This is a genomic window from Saccharothrix sp. AJ9571, from assembly GCF_021725495.1.
GTDB lineage: Bacteria > Actinomycetota > Actinomycetes > Mycobacteriales > Pseudonocardiaceae > Amycolatopsis > Amycolatopsis magusensis.
The window spans coordinates 4133697-4154317 of the sequence record NZ_CP091382.1 but is presented as its reverse complement, the minus strand read 5'-3'; the positions used below and the strand labels follow the sequence as shown (position 1 = coordinate 4154317).

Below are 20621 nucleotides of genomic sequence, written 5' to 3'. Positions count from 1 at the left end.
CCCCGGTGGGTGTGACAGGGTGACCGGGTGACCACCCCCGCCGAGGCCCTGCACCTCACCGGAGAACGCACCGTGCCGGACGTGCCGGAGGAGAACTACTGGTTCCGGCGCCACGAGGCCGCCTACGCCGCCCTGCTGCCCTACTGCGCGGGCGCGACGGTGCTGGAGGCCGGGTGTGGCGAAGGTTACGGTGCCGGGCTGATCGCCACCTCCGCGCCACGGGTGCTGGCGCTGGACTACGACGAGCCGACCACCGCCCACGTGGCCCGGCGCTACCCGTCACTGGACGTGATCCGCGGCAACCTCGCCTGCCTGCCGCTGCGCTCGTCCACTGTGGACGTGGTGGCGAACTTCCAGGTGATCGAGCACCTCTGGGACCAGGGCGGGTTCCTGGCCGAATGCCTGCGGGTGCTCAAGCCGGGCGGACGGCTGCTGGTCACCACGCCGAACCGGCTCACCTTCACCCCGGACAGCGACGTGCCGCTGAACCCGTACCACACCAGGGAACTCTCGGCCGCCGAGCTGGACGAACTGCTGCGCTCCGCCGGATTCGGGGTCGAACTGCTGCACGGGTTGCACCACGGCGCGGCCGTGCGGGCGCTCGACGAGCGGTACGGCGGCTCGATCATCCAGGCCCAGCTGGACGTGGTCATGGGGTCACTGCCGGGACAGGCGACCTGGCCCGCCGAGCTGCTCGCCGACGTCGACTCGATCCGCACCGGGGATTTCGTGGTGCACGGCGAGGACGTCGACGCGAGCCTGGACCTGGTGGCCGTGGCGGTGCGCCCGTGACCGAGCACGAGGGCACGTTCTGCCTGGTCCTGCACAGCCACCTGCCGTGGCTGGCGCACCACGGGTCCTGGCCGGTCGGCGAGGAGTGGCTGTACCAGGCCTGGGCGCATTCGTACCTGCCGGTGGTGGACCTGCTGCGCCGCTTCGCCGACGAGGGCAAACGCGATGTGCTCACCCTCGGCGTCACGCCGGTGCTGGCCGCGCAGCTGGACGACCCGTACTGCCTGCGGGCTTTCCACCACTGGCTCGGGCACTGGCAACTGCGCGCGCGGCAGGCGTCCACGCTGTGGTCCGGTGATCCGCTGCTGCGCTCACTGGCCGCCGATGAGCACCTGGCCGCCGATCATGCGTGCGAGGAGCTGGAAACCCGGTGGCGCCACGGGTTCTCACCGGTCCTTCGATCCCTTGTGGACAATGGGACGATCGAACTGCTCGGCGGCCCGGCGACCCACCCGTTCCAGCCGCTGCTCGACCCGCGCGTGCGGGCTTTCGCGCTGCGAACCGGTCTCACGGACACCCAGCTGCGCGTCGGCCACCGTCCGGAAGGGATCTGGGCGCCGGAATGCGGTTATGCGCCGGGGATGGAGTCCGACTACGCGGCGGCTGGGGTGCAGCGGTTCCTGGTGGACGGGCCTTCGCTGCGCGGGGACACTTCCGCGGCCCGGACGGTCGGCTCGTCGGACGTGGTGTGCTTCGGGCGAGACCTCGAGGTGACCTACCGCGTGTGGTCACCGAAGGCCGGTTATCCGGGGCATGGCGCCTATCGGGACTTCCACACCTGGGACCACAACGTCGGCCTGAAGCCCTCGCGGGTGACCGGCAAGCAGGTGGAGCCCGCGGACAAGGCGCCGTACGACCCGGCGCTCGCCGCGGACACGCTTCGCTTGCACGTCAAGGATTTCGTGGACACCGTGGTGACGCGGTTGCGTTCGCTGCGGGCGCAGCACGGGCGCGAATCGCTGGTCGTCGCGGCGTATGACACCGAGCTTTTCGGACACTGGTGGCACGAAGGCCCGGCGTGGCTGGAGGCGGTGCTGCGAGCGCTGCCGGAGGCGGGCGTGCGGGTGACCACGCTGCGCGGCGCCCTGGACGCTGGTCATCTGGGCGCGCCGGTGGACCTGCCCGCGTCTTCGTGGGGTTCGGGCAAGGACTGGCGGGTGTGGGACGGCGAGCAGGTCGCCGACATGGTCACCGCGAACACCGAGCTGCAACAGCGCTTGCTCGCATTGCCGCCGGGCGCGCGCGGCCACCGGGATCCCGCGCGGGACCAGCTGGTGACCGAGGCGCTGCTGGCGTTGTCCAGCGACTGGGCGTTCATGGTCACCAAGGACTCGGCCGCAGACTACGCTCGGCGACGGGCGCGCGTGCACACCGAGCGCTTCGACGCGCTGGCCGGCGGTTCGCCGTCGGCTGGTGGGGACCGACCGTTCGGGCACCTGGATGCCCGCGATCTGCTGTGAGGTTGTGATGGGGATCAAGGACATCGGGGTGGAAACGCTCGACGGCGAGCCCACCACGCTCGACGCACTGGGCGACAAGGTGCTGCTGGTGGTGAACGTGGCTTCGAAGTGCGGGCTGACACCCCAGTACACCGGCTTGGAGAAGCTGCAGGAACGCTTCGGCGCGCGGGGCTTCTCGGTGGTGGGGTTCCCGTGCAACCAGTTCGCCGGTCAGGAGCCGGGGAGCGCGACGGAAATCCGGACCTTCTGCTCGACCACTTATGGCGTCACCTTCCCGCTCTACGCGAAGACCGAGGTGAACGGCCCGGGACGGCACCCGCTCTACGCCGCTCTCACCGCCTCCCCCGACGCCGACGGCGAGGCAGGGGATGTGCAGTGGAACTTCGAAAAGTTCCTCGTAGGCACGGACGGTTCGGTCCTGGCGCGCTTCCGCCCGCGCACCGAGCCCGAGGATGAAGCCGTACTCAAAGCCATCGAAGCCGCCCTCCCCTAACCCCTGCTCCACCCGAGTCCCACGTTCAAACACCCGAGTTCCACACTCAGGCAGCCGAGTCCCACACTCAGGCACCCGAGTCCCACGTTCAGGCACCCGAGTTCTACGTTCGTGCGCCCGAGTGCCGCGTTCCCAGCGCGAGGTTCCCGAGCCGTAGGTTCGGCCGAATGTCGGACTCGGGTACGCGGGTGTGGAGTTCAGCTGCACGAACGTGGGGTTCGGGTACGTGAGTGTGAGGTTCGGGTGCGCGAACGTGGAGTTCGGGCGCGCGAACGTAGATCTCAGCTGCGTGAGTGTGGAATTCGGGTGCGTGAGTGTGGGGTTCGGGGGCGTGGGACGGCCGGCCGGGGCGGCGGGTGCCGCGGGCCGGCCGGCCGGTTCATCCCACCCGGGATTGCTGTGGCGGGCCGCGAGGGGCGGCGGCTGTGCACGCCTGGCCGTCCGCTCGCGGCCCCGGGTTCACACGGCGACGGCCGCGAGGTTCTGCACCACCTCGTCCAGCGGTCGCCGTGTGGTGGCCGGCGGGGGTTCGGCGTTCAGCCGTGCCCAGCCGAGGCGGCACACGACCTGCGCGTGCGCACCGTCCAGCAGTTCTTTCGAAAGCACCCGCCGCACATCGGCGGCCCCCAGCGGGTCGGTCAGCGCGCAGCTCGCCAGACCGAGCCCGGTGGCGGTCAGGAGGACTTCGCTCAGCGCCTCCCCCGCCCGCAACCGCGCCAGGCGGTCGTCCGCGGCGGTGCCGATGGTCAGCAGTACGGACTCGTGGTCGTGGTCCGGCACGCACGGCGGCCAGCGCCCGCCGGCGAGTTCGAGCAGTACCGCGGGGCCCAGCAGCTGGTGGCGGGCGCATTCGGCGAGCGCCCGCACCAACTGTGGCCGCGCCCGGCGGTCCGCGACCGCGCGCACCACCGCGCCGGTGGCTTCCGCGCGGTCCGCGATCAGGGAGAGGTGTGACTCCGGGGGAAGCCTCGGCTCGTACCGGCGCCGGTCGGAGCGGCGGCGCGGGATCGCGGCCGCCAGCGCGACCTCGTCGGCACCCGGTTCCCCGCGGTAGAACTCGACCGTGGCCAGGTGCCCGGGGTCGAGCGGATCGGGCAGCCGGTGCACGCGGGTGCGCCAGCCCTCCACGACGAAACCGATTCGCAGGTGGTGCAGCGCGACCCCGCAGGCCAGCAGGAGCTCGGCCCCGTCCGGATCGGTTTCCGGCACCTGGCGGTCGCGTCCGGCGTGGAGTTCCACCGCGTCGCCGCCGGTGCGCCAGCGCCAGGGCTGCGAGTTGTGCACCGACGGGGCGCGCACGGCCAGCTCGATCGCGGTTCGCACGGTTCGCTCGTCCGGATGAGCAGCCATCGCGCGCCTCCTTCGCCAGGTTCGACGATGGCACAACCGGACCACGGTCCCGCAGGGCCGAAAGTCCCCGGATGGCAGGGACTTCCGCCCGCTCACCTAGGGCAGGGGCACCGACCAGAGCAACCGGGTGCCCCCTTCGGGCGAAGCCTGCACGTGCAGCGTGCCACCGGCGTCCGCCGCGCGCGCCGCCAGCGCCGCCAGTCCACTGTGGATCAATTCGGGCGCGATACCGGCGCCGTCGTCGGAGACGCCGATGCTCAGTTCGTTCTCCACCGCCACCGCCACGGTCACCGTCTTCGCCCCGGCGTGGCGCACGGTGTTGCGCACCGCCTCCCGCACCACCGCCTCGGCGTGCTCGGCGAGCTCCGGCGGGACCACGCTGAGCGGCCCGGTCATCCGCACGACCGAACGCATGCCGCTGTCCCCGACCAGCTCGCCGATCACCTGCTGCAGCCGTCGCCGCAGCCAGGTCGCGCCCTCCGGGTCGCCGTGCAGGTCGAAGATCGTGCCGCGGATCTCGCGGACGACCTCCTGCAGGTCCTCCACGCACTCCCCCAGCCGCCGCCGGAGTTCCGGGGATTCGGCGCGCTGGCGGATGCTCTGCAGCGACAGCCCGACCGCGAACACCCGCTGGATCACCTGGTCGTGCAGCTCACGGGCGATCCGGTCGCGTTCGTTGAGCAGGTCCAGTTCGTACTGGTGCAGTTGCTCGCGCGCGGTCCGCACGGCCAGCGCGGCCTGCTCGGCGACACCCTCCGCGACCGGCACCCGATGGGCCTCGAAGGGCTCGCCGCCCTTGTCCCGCAACGCGATCAGCACCCCGGACACCTCCTCCCCGGTCCGCAGCGGGACCGCCAGCGCGGGCCCGGACCGGTCGTCCAGCCCGGCCCCCGGCGACAGCGCGCGACGCGCCTTGCCGGACCGGAACACCGCGCCGCCGATCGTGCGGCTGACCGGGAGCCGCCTGCCGTCGAACCCGGCCGCGGCCGGTCCGGCGGCGGCGATCACCACCAGGGCTTCGACCGCTTCGGCCAGTGCGCCGTCGTCGGGCAGCACCAGCAGGGTGTGGTCGGCGCCGAGCAGTTCGCGGGCGCGGGCGACCACCAAGCGCAGGACCTCACCCTCGGTCACGCGTCCAGACTCGCACCCCGCAGCCGTCGGCAACAGCGCCGTACAGGGGCATCAGCCGTCCGATCGTTGCCCGCGCAACCGGGTCGCCAGCACGGCGGCCTGCGTGCGGCGTTGCATGCCGAGTTTCGTCAGCAGGCGCGAGACGTAGTTCTTCACGGTCTTCTCGGCGAGGTTCATCCGCACGGCGATCTGCCGGTTGGTCAGGCCGTCGCTGATGAAGCCGAGCAGTTCGCGTTCCCGATCGGACAGCGTGGCCAGCGGGCCGTCGGCGGCCACGTCCGCGCGCAGCTTCGCCATCAGCGCGGCGGCCGCCCGGTTGTCCAGCAGCGACAGCCCGGAACCGACGTCGTGCACGGCGGAAACCAGCCGCAGGCCGTCGATGTCCTTGATCACGTACCCGCCCGCACCGGCCAGTATCGCGTCGAGCATGGCCTGCTCGTCGGTGAACGAGGTGAGCATCAGGCAGTTCAGGCCGGGTACCCGCGACCGCAGATCGCGGCACAGTTCCACCCCGTTGCCGTCCGGCAGGCGCACGTCGAGCACCGCGACGTCCGGGCGCAGCGCGGGGATCCGCGCCAGCGCCTGCGCGGCCGTGCCCGCCTCGCCGACCACCTCCAGGTCCGCGTCGGCTTCGAGCAGGTGCGCGACCCCGCGGCGGACCACCTCGTGGTCGTCGACCAGGAAGACCCTGATCATCGACCGCCGCCGATCCGGGTGCCGGACGCCAGCTTCACGGTGATCTTGAGGAACCGGTCGGCGGGCGAGGTCGCCCACGGCGTCACCGCGGCGCCGGAGAGCCGGGCCAGTTCGGCGCGGTCGGAGATCTCGGTGGCGTGCCCGACCACGCTCACCGTCCAGCCCGCGGTCAGATCGGACGAGAGGCGGTCCGCCTGGAAGGCCACCACCGCGTTGCGCAGCGCCCCGGGTAGTTCGCTGTCGCCGGAGCTGCGGATGATCACCGCGCCGTCGCGCATGGTGTAGCCGACCAGATCGATCGCCGGCATCGCGTGCTTGGTGTACACCACCCGCCCCACCCCGGCCCTTTCCAGCAGGTCAAGGCATTCGCCGTGGCTCAGCGCCTCCGCGCGTGAACCGCCCATGTCGACCTCCGGTGCGTATCCCCGACACACCGGCTCAACCTGGCAAACCCGGCCTGCTCCGGGAAGGGCCGAAAGTCACCGATCTTGGGCCTGACCGCCCGCCTCGATCGCCTGTCGATTGTGTGCCGCGGCCACGGCGATGTCGAGCTTCACCTGCCTGCGGTCGTAGGTGAAAAATCCGTTCACCTCGTTCTCGACGTCCGTGGTCTGGGTGTAGATGGCCCCGGACAGGCCCACTTCGGGCACGAGCCGCGCGAGTTCGGTGCTCACCTCGGCGTAGCGGCGGGTGAGTTCCTCGGGACTGCCGGTCATTTCGTAGGCCATCGGCGGTCCCGGCCAGACGTGACCGGGGAGGACCAGGCCGAGCCCGCCGTATTCGCCGTCGACGGTCACCCGCGCATCGATGATCTCGGGACGGCCGGGGCCGACGTAGGTGTGGTCGTCGTAGATGTCGCCCGCGCCGGTGTCGTGGTGTGAGTGGCAGCAGTTGACCCCGCTGCTCGCGTTCACCATCCGGGTCGGGTCGGCTTCACGGACCAGCGCGGAGATCCGCACGGTGTCGTATTCGCCCCAGCCCTCGTTGAACGGCACCCAGCCGACCAGCGAAGTGACCCCGCGCAGCTGGTCGATCAGCTCCAGCAGCTCGGCCTCGAACCGCCGCCGGGCTTCCGGCACCGGCGGCGCCTGCGGGCCCGGCGGGTTGTCGAGCAGCACCGGCAGCGACGGCATGTCCTGCCAGACCAGCAGCCCGAGCTTGTCGGTCCAGTGGTACCAGCGCGCCGGTTCGACCTTGGCGTGCTTGCGGACGAAGTTGAAGCCGAGTTCCTTGGTCTTCTCCAGGTCGAACCGCAGCGCCTCGTCGGTGGGCGCGGTGTAGACACCGTCGGGCCAGTAGCCCTGGTCGAGCGGGCCGTGCAGGAAGGTGATGCGGCCGTTCAGCGCGATCCGCGGCCTCCCCCGCTCGTCACGGGCGACGCCGATCGTGCGCAGCCCGGCGTACCCGCGAACGGTGTCTTCACCCAGCCGGACGGTCAGGTCGTAGAGGTGGGGATCGTCCGGCGACCACCACCGCGGCGACGGCACCTCGACGCGGATGGCCCGGCCGGCGGGCCCGTCGGCGCGGGCGACCTCCTCGCCGTCCGGCGTGCTGACCACGACCTCCACCCGCTCGCCGCCGGACACGCGCGGGGTGATGGTGAGCCCGGTCAGGTCGCTGTCGATGTCGAGGCGCCGGATGTGGTCGCGCGGCACGGGTTCGAGCCAGACGGTCTGCCAGATGCCGGACGCGCCGGTGTAGAGGATGCCGCCCGGGTCCAGGCGCTGCTTGCCCAGCGGGTGCGTGCCGATGTCGACGCGGTCCTCGGCTCGCACCAGGACCTCCTGCGGCCCGCTCGCCCGCAGCGCGTCCGTGATGTCCGCGCCGAATTCGGTGAAGCCGCCCTCGTGCTCGGCGACCAGCTGGTGGTTCACCCAGACACGGGCACGCTGGTCGACCGCGCCGAAGTGCAGCAGCACCCGGTCACCCGCCCAATCGGGTGGGATTTCGAAGGTGCGGCGGTACCACATGAGGTCGTCGTGCCTGCCGATCCCGGACAGCGTGGACTCGGGCGGGTACGGCACCAGTATCCGCTCGCCGCGGCTGTGCTCGGTGGTGTACTCCCACAGCCCGTTGAGGTTCAGCCAGCGGTCGCGCACCAGGCGGGGGCGCGGGTACTCCGGCAGCGCGTGGTCCGGGCCGGCCTCGTGCGTCCACGGGGTGGGCAGGATGGGCTCCTTGGGCTTCCAGTCCGTGCTCATCACCACCGATGCTGGCAAAGATCCGCCACGGCCGCACGGCCCGCGCTTGACTCACGAGTAACCTGCCCTGCATGCGCGTGTTGATGCTCTCCTGGGAGTACCCGCCGGTCGTGGTCGGCGGGCTGGCCCGGCACGTCCACGCGCTGGCCAGACACCTGGTCCGCGACGGGCACGAGGTCGTGGTGCTCTGCCGCCACGTCGCCGGCACCGACGCTTCGACGCACCCGCAGACCGATCGGGTGGTCGAGGGCGTCCGGATCATCCGGGTCGCCGAGGACCCCATGCACGTGACCTTCGAACGCGACCTCGTGGCCTGGACGCTGGCCATGGGCCACGCGATGGTCCGCGCCGGGAACGAACTGCTGCGCGGCTGGCAGCCCGAGGTGGTGCACGCACACGACTGGCTGGTCGCGCACCCCGCCATCGCGCTCGCCGACGCCGCGCGCGTGCCGCTGGTCGGCACCATCCACGCCACCGAGGCCGGACGGCACTCGGGCTGGCTGTCGCACCCGCTCAACCAGCAGGTGCACTCGGTGGAGTGGTGGCTGGCGAACCGGTCCGACGCGCTGATCACCTGCTCACAGGCGATGCGCGCCGAGGTCGGGCACCTGTTCGAGGTGACGCCGGAAGAGATCACCGTGATCCACAACGGCATCGAGGAACGCGGCTGGCAGGTGCCCGCCGCGGAGGTCGAGCACGCGCGGCGGACCTACAGCCCCGAAGGCGCTCCCCTGCTGCTCTACTTCGGCCGCCTGGAGTGGGAGAAGGGTGTGCAGGACCTGCTCGCCGCCCTGCCGCGCATCCGGCGCGACCACCCCGGCACCCGGCTGGTGGTCGCGGGCAAGGGGCGGCACCTGGAGGAACTGGTCGAGCAGGCCAAGAAGCTGCGCGTCCGGCGGGCGGTGGAGTTCGTCGGTCACCTGTCGGACCGCGACCTGCGGGCGGTGCTGTCCGCCGCCGACGCCGTGGTGCTGCCGAGCCGGTACGAACCGTTCGGGATCGTCGCGCTGGAGGCCGCGGCCGCGAAGGCGCCGCTGGTGGCGTCGACCGCGGGCGGGCTCGGCGAGGTCGTCGTCGACGGGGTTACCGGGCTCGCGTTCACCCCGGGTGACGTGACCGCGCTGGGTACCGCGGTGGACACCGTGCTGGCGGACGCCGGGGCCGCGCGACGCCGCGCCGCCGCCGCGCAGGCCCGGCTGGCCGCGGACTTCGACTGGTGCCGCATCGCCGAAGACACCGCCGCCGTCTACCGCCGGGCGAAGGTCAGGGAACCGGAGATCCTGGGTCGTCCGAAGATCGCCACCGGCAACGCCTTCCCCGGCTGACCCGGTCGACCTGGTTGAACGCCCTCGTGGCCGCGGCGCCGCCGCACGCGACCACGAGGGCTGGCTTCACCTGATCAGCGTTCTGATCAGATCGGGCAGCGCACGCAGTCGAGCGCGGCCCTGGCCGGGGCACCGCTCAGCGACCACAGGGTGTGGGCGATGACGTCGGTGTGCCGGTCCAGCGAGGTGACGCTGATGTTGCTCGTGGTGTCGCACGAGCGGTGGTAGCACCGGTCGAAGGCCTGACCGGCGGTGCCGCCCCACTTCTGCGCCTGCGCCGCGGTCTTGAGGCCCTCGGCCCCGCTGAACGTGCCACCGATCGGGATGCCCGCGCGGGCGAAGGCGGCGTGGTCGGACCGCCCGCCGACGTTGGTCGGCTCGGTCGGCACGCCCTTGGCCTGGAACCCGGCCTTCAGCGTGTTCTCGATGGCGGTCGAACCGGCGGGCTGGCCGGAGCTCGAATAGACGAAGTACGCCGGGTTCGGCGAGCCCGTCATGTCGAAGTTCACGTAGGCCTTGATCAGCGAACGCTGCGTGGCGGTCAGGCTGTTCACGTACCGGGTGGAGCCGATCAGCCCCAGCTCTTCGGCCCCCCACCAGCCGAAGCGCAGGTGCTTCTGCGGTTGCAGGCCCTGCTTGGCCACGGTCAGCGCGACCTCGAGCAGCCCGGCCGAACCACTGCCATTGTCGTTGATGCCGGGCCCGACGGTGACGCTGTCCAGGTGCCCGCCCGCCATGATCACGTTGTTCGGGTCGCCGCCTGGCCAGTCGGCGATCAGGTTGTAGCCGGTGGCACCGTTGTAGCTGAAGGTGTGGATCTGCGTCTGGTAGCCGGCGGCGTCGAGCTTGCCCTTCACGTAGTCGATCGAGGCCTTGTACCCGGCGCGGCCGTGGGCGCGGTTGCCGCCGTTGGCCGTGGCGATGTTCTGCAGTGCGGTGAGGTGGGCCTGCACTCCTGCCACCGGGATGTCCGGGGCCGCGAGTGCGGGGGCGGCGGTGGCAGGCGCGCTCAGCACTGCGATCGGCAGTGCGGAGGCGGCCACCAGGACCAGCGCGTGACGCAGTCTCATCACGAGAACTCCTCGACGAGGGGGAGATTGTCCGACTCGCCGGAGCCTGCCCGGTAGCCGAACGTGAAAACAATCCGGAACCCGGTAAGTAGGCGTACCTAAAGTTGCCCTCCCCCAAGGTTTGAGACAGCCCCCACGCGCGCCCGCGCCTCCCCCACCCAGGTGCCGTGAATGTGGCTTTGGCGGCGTCCCATTTGCTGACATAGCCTGGATGTTATGGGCAGCAAACGGGATGTTAGCGCAGGTCAGGGCCGGAACCGGCCGTTGGTGCTGGACTCCTACGGCCGGTTGTCCCGCGTTCCTGAGACGGGTGAACTGGAGAAGATCGAGACCCAGTGGGCCGACAACCGGAAGGTGATTGAGCGTGTCGGCGCGACGCTGGGTGAAGAGCTCAAGGACGGTCTGTCGGCGTGGAAGCGCAGCGTTCGGCGCGCGGGGTGGGCGCGGTTGCTGGAACGGGTGGAGTCGGGCGAGTCGGACGGGATCGTGGTCTGGCATACCGACCGACTGTTCCGGCAGCCGCGTGACCTCGAAAAGCTGATTGAACTGGGCGAACGCGGGTTCAAGGTCTACTCGGCGCACGGTGAACGCGACTTGGCCGACCCGGATGACCGGTTCATTCTGCGGATCGAGGTCGCGCATGCGGCGCGCTCATCCGACGACACGTCCCGCCGAATCAAGCGCCGGTTCGCCACTAAACGCGAACAGGGGGTTGCGCACCTGGGCGGGCCGCGCCGGTTCGGCTGGCCGGGCAAGGACATGACGTGGGTGCCCGGCAGTGATGAGACTGAGGCAGACCGCCCCGACGTTTCCGCCGATCTGGTCGAGCAGGAGCGGGCCGCCCTTCGAGAGGGCACCGACGCTCACTTGGCGGGGATCGGACAGGGCACGATCGCGGACGGGTGGAACGCGGCTGGCTTGCTGAGTGCGCAAGGTCGGGAGTGGGTTGCGATCACGGTGCGGTCGGTTCTGTTGCGGCCGACCAATGCCGGGTTGATCGAGCATGACGGCAAGCTGGTGGGCCGGATGGACGGTGAACCGATCGTGGACCCGGACAAGTTCGCGCGCCTTCGCTCGCTCTACGCCTCGCGACGACGCGGCAGGGTAGTCGGTGAGAAGTACGTCGGCACGGGCATCCTGCGGTGTGGGCTGTGTCAGACGAAGATGTCAGCGAGCTTGAAGAACACCGTGTACAAGGACACGGCAGAGCGGCGCGCGGTGTATTTCTGTAACAAGCAGCGGCGCGGGTGCGGCAAGGTCTACGGCGACCGTCGCGCGGTGGATCACGAATTGCGATTGCTAGTGATCGCGCGCCAGTCGGATTCGCGTCATGCGTCGGCGGTTGCGGCGGCGCGGGCGCGGGTGGCTGATCGGCTCGCCAAAGTGAGCGCGGAGATCGACGAATGCGAGAAGATCCAGAACGCGTTGTCTGAGCGGCTGGGCCGACGTGAGATCAACCTAGACGCGTTCGATCAAGCGAACAAGCCGCTCGTCGCCGATCTCGCGCGATTGCGCGCGGAGCGGGACGGGTTGTCCGGCGGCAACCCGAGCGGTCCGGTGACCGCGCAGGACGCGGCCGAGGTGGCACGGCAGTGGGACGACGGTGACGTTGCCGAACGCCGGACCATGCTGACATCGGCACTGGGCAGAAACCTGCTAGTACTGGACCCGTCCAGCCGCACCGGTACCCGGGCCTTCGACCGGGAGCGACTGCGACTCGCCGATCCCGAGAACACTGGGACGGCATTGTAGGACTCAACGTGATGAGGGCTGCCACACACTGCGGCAGCCCTCATTTGTTCTTGTCTCCTTCTCTATGTGGCGCGGCGCTGATCGATGCGGCGGAGTACGACGGCGAGAGTTTCGATCTCATCAGCCGTCATCGGAGGCAAGGCGGCGCACGCCTGCCGCCAGTGCTCCAGTCCTTCTGCGTCGATCGCTTCGACTGGTCCGTCCTGATCTGCTTGCGCGGGTTCTTCGGCTGTCGGCCGTTCCTTGTGGTGAGGGTTAGGGTTGGGGTCATGGTCGCTGTCCTTCTGGGGGTGCTGCCGTGTGGTTGGTTGTGGAACGCGTGTGGGGTGGTCGGTCAAGGGCTGATCACCTCCCCTCGCTCGGTCGGCGACGATCCGGGGAGGGACCTCGACCCGTCCCCCGTATCACCCGGGTTTCGGCCGGATTCCGGGGTCGGCCTGCCGCTGGTCCCTACGGTCCCTGAACGGGGTTTGCCCTGCTCGTCGCGGGGACTTTGGTCCAGGGACCCGGCAGGGAGAACTCCCTGCCTCCCTTCCGAGTCCCTGTCCGCCTCCCTGCCGTCGGCGGCGCGGCGAGCGAGTGCGGCGGTGACGTCCTCAGTGCGGATGACCTTGTGCCCGTCCGACTTGCCGGGCGCGATCTTGTACACCGCGAGCGCGGCGGTGAGATCGCGGAAGGTCCATCCCTCGTACTCGCCGGGGTCGTGCCGTGCCAGCCGGGTCAAGACCACCTGTGTCCGCACGCGACGCTCCCCGTCCATCACCGCGTCGATGTCGGCCAGATGATCGGCGACCGGTGCCGCTTCGATCTCCGGCCGCCCGCTGGTCTCGATCGCCCGGCCTGCTTCCTCGATCAGCGCCACGGCACGGGCGATAACCGGGGTCACGTCGTCGGCCCCGTCCTCGAACGGCACATAGAACGTGCGCACCAACTCGAACGTCTCATCGGTGATGCCGACCGCCACGCACGTTCCCCGATCGGTGTTGATGCGGAGTTCGGTCGCGCGGATACCGGCCGCGTACTTGCCCGACCCCAGCAGGCCGTCATTGGCGACCTGATCGGCCACGGAGAACGCCACACCACACGCGACGTTGCGAGTGACCTCCCGGGGAATGCTGTCCTTCGTGGGCGATTGAGTGGCCAGCAACAGCACGATGCCGTACTTGCGTCCCCGCTTGATCAGCCGCACCGCCAACTCAGCCGCCTTCTTGCCGTACTTCGGGTGCTGGAACAGTTCGTGACACTCATCGATCCCGCACACCAGCGGGTGCAGGCCAAGGCCGCGCTTGTCAGCAAGCTTGCGCGACACCTTCGGCGGGCGGCCCGGCTGCTCACCGAGCACCTTCCCGCGTCGCTCCATTTCGGTCAGCAGGTCCGCCAGCGCCCGCGTGGCTGCCTCGGCCACGCTGTCATCCATCCCCATCCGGTAGCGGGCCAGACGTGGTGTGAATGGGTCGAAGTCGGGTGACTCGCCCATCACGAACGCCCACAGTTCGGCGGAGGGGTCGAGCGCCGAACCGAGCATCAGTGTCCGCAGCGCCGCTGACTTGCCCTGTCCGGGCCTGCCACCGATCAGCCAGTTGACCCCGATCAGTGGGGCGTTGATGACCAGACCCCGTTGCGACAGTCCGAACGGCACACCCTCGAACACGTCGAGCTGTCCCTCGTGGACCAAGGGCCAGGCGCCGGCGCGGGCCTGGAGGGTGCCCTTGTCGGCGACCCACAGATCCAGGATGCCGTCTTCATCTCCTTTGGTGGGCCAAGTTTCCAGCGATGCCCGGCCCAGGTTCGCGGCCAGTTTGGACCGGCGCGCGGCGACCATGTCCGCGGTCACCCCCAGCGGCAATCTGACCTGGGCGAAGGTGCCGTCCCCGTCCTTGCGGGCGGCCACGGTGTAGGCCAGTTCCCCGCCGTCTCGGTAGAAGCGGTCCAGCGGCGCAATCCCGAGATGGGCCAGTGCCTTGGAAATCATCCGTTCGTCCACCCAGGAGTCCGCGTCGTCCCGGTCGGGCCGGACCAGCCAGCCCGTACCCGGGGTGCGGTCGCGTCCCTCGAACGCCGCTGCCACGGCCCACGCCACCGGAACCACGAGCAGCACCAGCGGCACGGCCAGGATCACCGCCGACCACACCGCTTCCAATCCCGTGTAGACATCGGCCAGCCACGTCCACATGTCCGCCCTGTCCATCACCGCGTGCACCACCCACAGCACCGCCGCCACCGGAGCGGCGACCCGCAGCGTGATCACGCAGCGCCGCAGCACGATGCCGAGCTTGGCCCATCGGGCCGTGGCGTCGGACCGGATCAGCTCCTGTGCGGCGCGGCGTGCTTCGGCGTCCCCGGCCAGCCGTGCCCGCCGGGCATCCGCCCGCAGGTCGGCATAGGTGGCCCAGTTCCAGAACTTGACCAGCCACCGCCAGTTGCCCCGCAGCACGAACCACACCAGCCGCGCTACGTCCTGCGGGATCTTCCGCACCCGGTAGGCCGCCACCGACCGCGCCCGCACCAGCGGCCCAGTCCGCCACACGCGAACTGCCGCGTGGCGCCAATGCCGCCACCGCCGGGCGAGCCGCCACCGCACCGTACGTCGGCGTGGCTGCGGCAACGTGTCGTCGACCAACACCCCGTCCAGTACCGGGCCGACGTGCTCAACCTCCCCCGGCTCGCCGCGCGTGATGTCCGTGCTCCGGTCCTGCGGTTCAGCGCTCATCGGAGGTACCCCCGTCCCGGACCTCAGCGGCCAGCGCGGCGGCCAGCCGCGAGGACAGTCCACGTGAGCAGCCGGTGACCTCACGGACCCATGCCGGGGTCACCTCGACCCCGGGAGTCCAGGCGTCCCGGGCGTCGGTGAGGTAGTCGGCGAACAGCTTGCGCCGGGCGCGGGCCGGTGGCGCCTCGCGCGTCGGCCGTGGTGGATCGGGTTCATGACCCGGCTCCGGCCTGTCATGACCGGGTGCCGGATCGGTGGCGTTCATGAACGCCACGCCCACCGCGTCAGTGAGCTTGTCCCGCAGGTCCGTGACGGCTTCGGCGGCCACGAACACCACCAGCGGTGGCACCGAGTGCAGCACCACCCCGGCCGCCGAACCAGCCGCCCACGATGACCACGTGTTCATGACATAAGTCGCCGCCAGCGTGAGCCACTTCGCCGCCCGCACCCACGCTCCCGTGTGGACCTGGTAGCGCGCGGTGACCTGCTCCGCCCGCAGGATCGCCAGCAGCACCAGGCACACCGTGGGGTCCAGCAGCCACGCGGTCAGCCACGGCAGTGAGCCGACTGCGGCTCCGGCCGCAGCGAACCACTGCACGTTGGCCGTGGTGAACGCCAACCCGAGGATGATCCCGGCCCAGCACAACCGGTCCACCTGAGCGCGCACCCGCTCGACCCGCAGCGCCACCACATCCGGGTGGGTCTGCCAGCGCCGCAGCGCCGCAGCCTCGGCGGCCTCGGCGGCCAGCCGCCGCGCCCCGCCCGCTCCGGCCTGCTCCGGGAACCGCCGCCCAGCAGCCGCCCCGACCCGGTTCCATTCGAGCGTCTTCATCGACGACCACCACCCCGGCGGGTCGTGGTGTCCATGGACGTGACCGTCAACGTCCGTGTGAGGACATAGGACGCGATCAGGTTCGGCGCCCCGAGGACCACCAGCAACAGCGTGGTGTTCCCGGGGTGGGTGATCACCAGCCATTGCACGCCCGTGAACGCCGCGCCCGTGAACACCACCCGCCCGGCCAGCGACACCACCCGGGAACTCGCCCGTGCCGCCTCAGCCGCCCGGCGAGCCTTGCGCTCGCTGAACCGCCACACCAGCAGCAGCGCGAGCAGCGCCCCGGCCCCGGCGAGAATCTGTGTCGGCGCGAGCGTCATCGCGACTCACCGCCTTCCCGGCGCCGCAGCCACACCGGATACAGGGCGCGCCGGTCGGTGTCGGGCAGCGCACCCCACACCCCCACCGTGTCCGGCCCGGCCACCCGCAGATCCAGCTCCCGGCACTCGGCGATCACCGGGCACCCCGCGCACATCCCCGCTGCCAGCTCCCGATCCGGCGAATCCGCGCCCGTCAAGGCGGGCATCTCCGCCCGGTCGAACGCCCAGAAACACAGGCCGTCCCGGACCACCAGCCCGGCGAGAACCCGATCCGGCACGTCGGCGTACCGATCCAGCTGAGCCGCCATCTCCGTGTAATCGAATGCGGTCATCGCGCACCACCGCCCAGCACCCGACGCAGTTCGGCAGCCGGAATGACCAGCCGGTTACGGCGACGCTCCGCGCGGAGCGTGCCGACACGGACAGCGCGGTGCACCTCGTTGCAGCTGACCCCGAGAACCCAGGCGGCGTCAGCCAAGGAGTAGAACGCCGAGCCACCGGCGCCCTGAGTTGTGTTCTTCATTGGTGTTGAGTCCTAACTCTTGGCTTCGGCTCGCAGATTTGCGAGCCGTACCAATGAGTAAGCTGCCAACGCCAGGAAACGCCTACGTCAAGACGTGCATAAAAGATCCCGCAGCCGCATATCCCCAGGTCATGGGCACATTCAGCGCGCGAGACATTCTAGAAAAGAATGTTCAAGAGCCCATATTCTCAGCGGGAATATGGGCCTACTGAGCCCGCTTGATATCGGCGAAGAGTTCGCGGAAGTCTGCGCCCGCGTCTGCGCCGTACCTAGCTAACTCCTGCTCAAGCTCAGCGGAAACCATCAACAGAGACGGGCGACTCTGGCGCCCCTTCTGGAGCGCTTGAATGCCTAGGGCCGCCGCTTCCTCTACGTCGCCGCGCCTAGCAGCGATCACGGCGAGGGTGAGTTGTGCCTCCGCGATGCGCATCGGCGCCATTGGGACACCTTCAGAGTTGACGCTACGGCGCATTACCTCTTCGGCGTTTCGCTGTGCTAATTGATCCTCGCCAACAATCCGGTACGTATCCATCGCATAGAAATCCCACTTGTCCGGATCAACCACAAAGTGATTCTCCGGCCTATCGGGGTACGGCAGTCGGCTCAATAGTTCGCTGCCGCTGTCGAGAGCCTTGTGAACTTCTTCAGCCATGCCCATGCGCGCATAAGCCTTCGCCTGTTGACCATACAACTGCACGGCGACCGAATGTGACGACGAAGAAATAGTTCCAGCTTCGGCGGCCGGAATTACGGCACGGTAGTTTCCTGCGGTCAGGTGGAACCAGGCCAGCATCTCATGCGACCAGCCAACGATTCCGGCATTCTCAGCCTCTTTGCCTAGTTCCATTGCCATACGTCGCGTTGCCTCGGCCGACCGTGAATCGCCAGTATCGTATTCGAGGCAGCCAACAAGCAAGGCCAGCATCCCGGCATTGGCCAGGATCTCCCGGTGCTGGGCAAGTGTCAGCCGACCGTTGAGAAGCTCGGTCATTTTGCCGAGCCACTTCTTTCCTGTCTGCATCAACTGGCGCGCATCCGCATGGGGATAGTCGCAACACAACTGCTCAATGGTGATGTTGAGCGCATCGATGGTGGATGAATCGATCGCTGACGCTCGAACTCGTCGAAGCAGTTCGAGAGTGTCCATTCCTGTGTTTACGACAAGTAATTCATCTCTGACCTCGGGAGTAATCAGGCCGCCCGATGGAGTTTTCGCATTTGATTCTTTCTTACCCGCGGCGACCCTTGGGAATCGCAGTCGACTTTGCCCAGGGAAGTCGAACCACAAGAGATGCTGCGGCAAGTGCAGGATCTTGGCGTAGTTCCGGAGCGTTACAATGTTCTGTTCCGGCTTGCCATTCTCCAGCTTGCTCACCTGAGCTTGCGTCAGTCCGAGCCACCGCCCAAGAAGCTCTTGGTTAAGGGCTTTGCCGAAAAGCTGGAGGTGGCGCGGATGGTTCCTGTACGCCTTGAACACCTTGCCAATGTGCTGACTCTCGAAGGCGGCCCGGAACTCGTCCGTTTCGAAAAAGCTATCCCTTAGCCGAGCGGGAGGTGTCCGAAGTTGGTCACGCTGTTCCCGGTGGCACCTGCTACACAAGCGCGCGGTGTTGTCGGCTGCCAGCGTCGTCCCGCAACCCTGGCAGCGACGACCACCAGGCGCGCCAGTTGCGCGGTGCTGCGGACCGCTGGGTGAACTCATCGGATTCCCCTCGTCGCTGGTAGCGCCGAACCACCCTTGACCAGCGTACATAGCACGGCAGGCTCTCACCAGCGGTGCGAACTCATCGGCACACACCCCGGGTCTCACCTGCGGTTATGTCGCCCTCGGCATGCAGCATGCCGAGGGCGATATAGACCCGATTCCTACCCAGCGTGACGGTTGAAGAGGCAAGGCTGAGCACCCCGCCTGCAAGGGGCGTTACGGCCGATCTCAGACGGCTTCCTCTCAACCGAACGGCGACGTGAACATATGCTCCTCACGGCATCGCTCACCACTGGCGTGGTCCGCGTTACCAGTGGAAAGCTGGCATCAGTTCGGCTGATCGACGAGATAATTACGCTTGATCACGTCGACTGGGAAACGATCCTGACTGTCGGAGATGTTGAATTTCATTGCAGCAAAGATGGCCCTTTTCCAGATCATCAGCTTCGAATCAGCGTTCGGCCATCCACAGGATTTGCGGCTCTGAACTATATGGATCACGACGATCCCGAAATGGCGATCGCAAATTCTTTCAATCCGAAACGCCCTCTGCCGGAGGTGGATCTAATATTCAATGGCACGACGGGTGCCGTATTCCCGCGTACGGCGGTCATTCCGATCGTCGATGCACGTAAGGCCATTGTCGAATGGCTTGAGACACGAAAACGGCCGACTTGCATCGAGTGGCGTCCGTATGACACCTACTAGTCAATACTCAATTGATGGAGCATCCAAATGCCCACGGGAACGGCGGCCCATTCGGCTGGAGACGCCCTCGTCGACGATCGGTCCCGACTGATCCACAGATTGAATCCGCAGTTACGGGGTGTCGCACTGAGACTCATCCGGGAGATTGAAGAACCCGGAATCGGCGTCGCCCAAATGCACCTTCTGCAGAAGCTTTTCAAGCATCTCGACCACGAAATTTCGGAGCGAACCAAAGATCTCGAAGGGTAGGACTGAACACATGGTCTCTTCGATGACCGAATCCCGATTGTTTCACCATGAGGCCGAACAGTCACCCCTGCCCGGTTCACGCCGATACTGCGAGCAACTGGGCGAGGAATTACGGCTGTATCGCGAACACACCGGACTCACGCTGGAAACCGCCGCCGAGCACGTGGCCTGGAATCAGGCCAAACTAGCCGATACCGAGGCGGGTACGCGGCGTGTAGGTCCGGCCGAACTCGAAGTGCTGATCGGGTTGTACGAAATCGGCCGCAGCGAGGCCAAGCGCCTGCGTGGTCTTCGCATTCGTGCCAGTAAGGAAGCCCTCGCAGTCTCCGTACCCGCCCGCTATCACCAGTTTCACAATTTGCAGGCTGCCGCCACGTTCCAGTACACGTACGCGCCGAGCCTTCTACCACCGATTTTCCAAATCGAAGCCTACGCCGCCGAACTGGCGGAACCTGTCGCTACTCGAAATACGCAGACGGTGGGCGAACTGGCGAAATATCACGTGCGGCACAGCCAATGGTTGCTCGACCGCGCGAACCCATTGCACGTGCACGTTGTGGTCGGTGAAGCCGCCCTCTACAACCTCGCAGGAAACCGGCGAACCATGCTCAGGCAACTCGATCACCTCACCCGACTGGCGAAGACCCCTCACGTCACGTTGCAAGTCTTGCCTTTCGCTGAAACCGGGCACGCCGTCGTCGACACCGGTTACACCATGCTCACCGGAGATCAGGCGAACGCCTGGCTCTGTATGGACAACCTGATCGCCACGGCTTGCACCGACGAACCAGCCACCGTCACCGAATACCAGGCAGCCTTTAGCCTGCTCACCACACGATCACTCAATCAGCAAGACAGCATCGGCAGGCTTCTCGCCGTGCGGCAAAGCCACTTCACCGCCTCCCAACGGCGCAAGGACATTGACACCGAGGTATGTCGGCGTCTCCGCACCACGTTCAACCTCACCCTCTCAGAACTGGCCACCGCGTTCGACTGCACCACCGACACAATCTCTCTCCACCTGGGCAGGTACCAGCCGACCGAAGCACTGGCCGAACCCATCCCCAGCGACGCGTCATAGCCGACACGTCGGGCATCGTTGACGGTGCCTCGAAGTTGGCCGTGAGCGTTCCACCAATGCACGGAGCAGGCAGATTTCAACCCGTGCGCTCCGCTCGCTCCAAACTTAGGGCGGATGAGACGGCTACCTGCCCAGCGCTGGGCAGGTAGCCGACTGCATGCGGCGTCACAAGTATGTAACCAAATGAGACTTCGCTTTCACGGCACATTCCGCCGTGAAA

The 20621-nt window shown here is 68.3% G+C and carries 19 protein-coding genes; 7 read left to right on the top strand and 12 right to left on the bottom strand.

The window, feature by feature from the left end; genetic code table 11:
* Positions 1-27 precede the first annotated feature (27 nt).
* Genes L3Q67_RS19020 through L3Q67_RS19010 form a run of 3 tightly spaced genes read left to right on the top strand, consistent with a single transcriptional unit; the run spans position 28 to position 2745 of the window.
* Positions 28-792: a class I SAM-dependent methyltransferase gene (locus tag L3Q67_RS19020; RefSeq protein WP_499190758.1), complete on the top strand. Its 765-nt coding sequence runs from the start codon at positions 28-30 to the stop codon at positions 790-792.
* Positions 789-2252: a glycoside hydrolase family 57 protein gene (locus tag L3Q67_RS19015; protein ID WP_499190757.1), complete on the top strand. Its 1464-nt coding sequence runs from the start codon at positions 789-791 to the stop codon at positions 2250-2252. The genes L3Q67_RS19020 and L3Q67_RS19015 overlap by 4 nt, the downstream gene beginning before the upstream one ends.
* Positions 2253-2259: 7 nt before the next feature.
* Positions 2260-2745 (top strand): glutathione peroxidase, encoded by a 486-nt coding sequence (locus L3Q67_RS19010; RefSeq protein ID WP_499190756.1) that lies wholly within the window; start codon positions 2260-2262, stop codon positions 2743-2745.
* 459 nt (positions 2746-3204) lie between these two features.
* Here the strand turns inward: L3Q67_RS19010 and L3Q67_RS19005 are convergent, their stop codons facing one another.
* The 5 genes from L3Q67_RS19005 to L3Q67_RS18985 all read right to left on the bottom strand — a co-directional run bounded on the left by L3Q67_RS19005 (position 3205) and on the right by L3Q67_RS18985 (position 8123).
* A complete protein-coding gene (locus L3Q67_RS19005) occupies positions 3205-4095 on the bottom strand; it encodes a nitroreductase family protein (RefSeq protein ID WP_499190755.1) in 891 nt (296 codons plus the stop codon).
* Positions 4096-4191: 96 nt separating this feature from the next.
* Positions 4192-5226, bottom strand: coding sequence for a GAF domain-containing sensor histidine kinase (locus tag L3Q67_RS19000; RefSeq protein WP_499190754.1), 1035 nt, complete (start codon positions 5224-5226; stop codon positions 4192-4194).
* Positions 5227-5277: 51 nt separating this feature from the next.
* Positions 5278-5922, bottom strand: coding sequence for a transcriptional regulator (locus L3Q67_RS18995; protein ID WP_499190753.1), 645 nt, complete (start codon positions 5920-5922; stop codon positions 5278-5280).
* A complete protein-coding gene (locus tag L3Q67_RS18990; protein ID WP_499190752.1) occupies positions 5919-6326 on the bottom strand; it encodes a pyridoxamine 5'-phosphate oxidase family protein in 408 nt (135 codons plus the stop codon). The genes L3Q67_RS18995 and L3Q67_RS18990 overlap by 4 nt, the downstream gene beginning before the upstream one ends.
* 75 nt (positions 6327-6401) lie before the next feature.
* Positions 6402-8123: a glycoside hydrolase family 2 protein gene (locus L3Q67_RS18985; protein ID WP_499190751.1), complete on the bottom strand. Its 1722-nt coding sequence runs from the start codon at positions 8121-8123 to the stop codon at positions 6402-6404.
* A 71-nt stretch (positions 8124-8194) separates the two neighbouring features.
* Between L3Q67_RS18985 and L3Q67_RS18980 the strand changes: the two genes are divergently transcribed.
* Positions 8195-9448 (top strand): glycosyltransferase family 4 protein, encoded by a 1254-nt coding sequence (locus tag L3Q67_RS18980; RefSeq protein WP_499190750.1) that lies wholly within the window; start codon positions 8195-8197, stop codon positions 9446-9448.
* Between the two features lie 86 nt (positions 9449-9534).
* On the opposite strand, the gene L3Q67_RS18975 is transcribed toward L3Q67_RS18980, so the two are convergent.
* The gene (locus L3Q67_RS18975; protein ID WP_499191577.1) at positions 9535-10518 is read right to left on the bottom strand and encodes a M28 family metallopeptidase; all 984 of its coding nucleotides are present in this window, start codon (positions 10516-10518) and stop codon (positions 9535-9537) included.
* A 216-nt stretch (positions 10519-10734) separates the two neighbouring features.
* On the opposite strand from L3Q67_RS18975, the gene L3Q67_RS18970 reads away from it, so the two are divergent.
* On the top strand, positions 10735-12270 hold the full coding sequence (locus L3Q67_RS18970) for a recombinase family protein (protein ID WP_499190749.1): 1536 nt from the start codon (positions 10735-10737) through the stop codon (positions 12268-12270).
* A gap of 334 nt (positions 12271-12604) precedes the next feature.
* Here the strand turns inward: L3Q67_RS18970 and L3Q67_RS18965 are convergent, their stop codons facing one another.
* The 6 genes from L3Q67_RS18965 to L3Q67_RS18940 form a co-directional block, all read right to left on the bottom strand.
* On the bottom strand, positions 12605-14980 hold the full coding sequence (locus L3Q67_RS18965; RefSeq protein ID WP_499190748.1) for a hypothetical protein: 2376 nt from the start codon (positions 14978-14980) through the stop codon (positions 12605-12607).
* Positions 14970-15812, bottom strand: a complete 843-nt coding sequence (locus L3Q67_RS18960; RefSeq protein ID WP_499190747.1) for a hypothetical protein — start codon at positions 15810-15812, stop codon at positions 14970-14972. The genes L3Q67_RS18965 and L3Q67_RS18960 overlap by 11 nt, the downstream gene beginning before the upstream one ends.
* Positions 15809-16135: a hypothetical protein gene (locus L3Q67_RS18955; RefSeq protein WP_499190746.1), complete on the bottom strand. Its 327-nt coding sequence runs from the start codon at positions 16133-16135 to the stop codon at positions 15809-15811. Before L3Q67_RS18955 ends, L3Q67_RS18960 begins: the two co-directional genes overlap by 4 nt.
* On the bottom strand, positions 16132-16467 hold the full coding sequence (locus L3Q67_RS18950) for a WhiB family transcriptional regulator (protein ID WP_499190745.1): 336 nt from the start codon (positions 16465-16467) through the stop codon (positions 16132-16134). The genes L3Q67_RS18955 and L3Q67_RS18950 overlap by 4 nt, the downstream gene beginning before the upstream one ends.
* Positions 16464-16658, bottom strand: coding sequence for a helix-turn-helix domain-containing protein (locus tag L3Q67_RS18945; protein WP_499190744.1), 195 nt, complete (start codon positions 16656-16658; stop codon positions 16464-16466). Before L3Q67_RS18945 ends, L3Q67_RS18950 begins: the two co-directional genes overlap by 4 nt.
* A gap of 205 nt (positions 16659-16863) precedes the next feature.
* Positions 16864-18135 (bottom strand): NsdA family TPR-like regulatory protein, encoded by a 1272-nt coding sequence (locus tag L3Q67_RS18940; protein WP_499190743.1) that lies wholly within the window; start codon positions 18133-18135, stop codon positions 16864-16866.
* Between the two features lie 495 nt (positions 18136-18630).
* Between L3Q67_RS18940 and L3Q67_RS18935 the strand changes: the two genes are divergently transcribed.
* Both L3Q67_RS18935 and L3Q67_RS18930 read left to right on the top strand, forming a co-directional pair.
* On the top strand, positions 18631-19071 hold the full coding sequence (locus tag L3Q67_RS18935; protein WP_499190742.1) for an Imm1 family immunity protein: 441 nt from the start codon (positions 18631-18633) through the stop codon (positions 19069-19071).
* A gap of 271 nt (positions 19072-19342) precedes the next feature.
* Positions 19343-20401: a helix-turn-helix domain-containing protein gene (locus L3Q67_RS18930; RefSeq protein WP_499190741.1), complete on the top strand. Its 1059-nt coding sequence runs from the start codon at positions 19343-19345 to the stop codon at positions 20399-20401.
* Positions 20402-20621 lie beyond the last annotated feature (220 nt).